The organism is Pseudomonas fluorescens (assembly GCF_001902145.1).
Lineage (GTDB): Bacteria > Pseudomonadota > Gammaproteobacteria > Pseudomonadales > Pseudomonadaceae > Aquipseudomonas > Aquipseudomonas fluorescens_BV.
In genome coordinates this window covers 1-1,663 of record NZ_MRST01000003.1, presented here as the reverse complement: position 1 = coordinate 1,663, position 1,663 = coordinate 1, and the positions used below count along the sequence as shown (strand labels likewise).

Annotated in this window: 1 protein-coding gene; it reads right to left on the bottom strand. The window is 55.3% G+C overall.

The genetic code is table 11. The annotated features are described in order from the left end of the window. Window positions 1-38 precede the first annotated feature (38 nt). A protein-coding gene (locus BUE92_RS00020) for an IS3 family transposase (RefSeq protein ID WP_178380666.1) occupies window positions 39-1,591 on the bottom strand; the annotation gives its coding sequence in 2 pieces (ribosomal slippage) (window positions 39-1,129 and window positions 1,129-1,591; 1,554 coding nt in all). Window positions 1,592-1,663 lie beyond the last annotated feature (72 nt).

Genomic DNA, 1,663 nt, shown 5'->3' with positions numbered 1-1,663 from the left:
CGGCGTTTTTCAAGTTAGTTGTCGCGTCCACCGTCGTGCTACGCGACTTTTATTACCACGGTCAGCTCCCTTTCAGGGTTCAGATACACCGTCCCGATAGGGTTCCAGTTGCGTGTCTCGCCTGACCATCGCTCTGGTCTTTTCTCTCTGGCCTGCCGATATATCGCATCTCGGCAAGCCAAAATTTCTCTGTCTTTCCCTTCATGACGTTGGGCCGGTGTTACGAAGCGGATCCGGCTATGCCGGTGCACGGTGTTGTACCAAGTCATAAAATTCCTCACCCAGATACGCGCATCATCCAGGCTGGTAAACCCCGCCTGCGGCCACTGCGGGCAGTATTTCAGTGTTCTGAACAGTGATTCCGAGTACGGGTTGTCGTTGCTAACCCGTGGCCTACCGCGAGACGGCGTGATGCCCAGGTCGTACATTTTGGTCAGTAACGTTACCGATTTCATCGGTGCACCATTATCGGAGTGAAGCACCAGCGGCTGGTGCCAACACTTCTCCTGAGTCACGCTTCGTTGCAGCAATGCTGCTGCCTTTTCACCGCTCTCAGCTTCATAAACTTCCCAGCCCACTGCTTTTCGGCTGTAGATGTCTTCGATCAGATAGAGGTAGTAAAACTTCCCACGAACCGGGGACGGCAGGTAGGTGATATCCCACGACCACACCTGATTCGCTGAAGTCGCTGCGTAAGTGGTCGGTGCCTCATGGCGATGCGGGCGCTTGGCTCGGGATCGGTGATGCTGCTGACCTGCCGCATGCAGCACACGATAAAAAGTCGCCTCCGATGCCACATATCTCCCCTCATCAGCCAATTGCGGCACGATCTGGCTTGGTGGGAGATGCGCATAGGCTTTGCTGTTGCACAGCGTCACGATGCTTTGTCGTTCAAGCTCACTGAGCGCGTTGCTGGGCATCGGCCTAAGCGTCGTCGTACGTCTATCTGCCAAGAGCTCTTGCGGCAAGCTCCAGCGTTGCAGCGTCCTCAGTGAAATGCCTACCTCCTGACAGGCAGGCGCCCTGCGGGCGCCCGCCAGAATGGCTTCATTAAGCCAACCAACGAGTAAATACCGTTCTGGCAACAAGGTCAGTTGTCCTCGTCGTCGCTCCCCCAGTAGGCATTGAGCTTTTTTCGTAGTACCAGCAAAGCGGCTGTTTCAGCCAGCGCTGCATCTTTGCGGCGCAACTCACGCTCAAGTTCGCGGATACGATTTTTATCATCTCGTGACTGGCCGGAAGAGGCAGTTTTCGTGGTTGACTGTTTCGTGCTACTGGCAATAAAGGCGTTGCGCCAGTCGGTTATCTGCTCTGGGAAAATACCTTTTCGTCGGCAGTATTCACCGATTTCCAGTTCCGACAGCGAACCTGTTTCTATGATGATCGCCAGCTTGGATTCGGCTGACCAATTTTCGGCCGGTTGCTTGGCGTCGGACAATTGCGTTCCTCTGGCAGCAGCTTGCTTGCGCCAATAATGGAGAGACATATCGCTGCAACCTTCGCGCCGAGCGACCTCCGCCGCCGAGAGACTCAGGGGCGGAAGCATCATTTTCAGCAGCGCAGCTTTACGTTCTTCTGAGTAGAAAGGCATGACCATACTCTTGCCGCCCCCGGAATGCTTTTCAAAAAGCGGGGGACACGACAACTACCCTGACACCGGGGG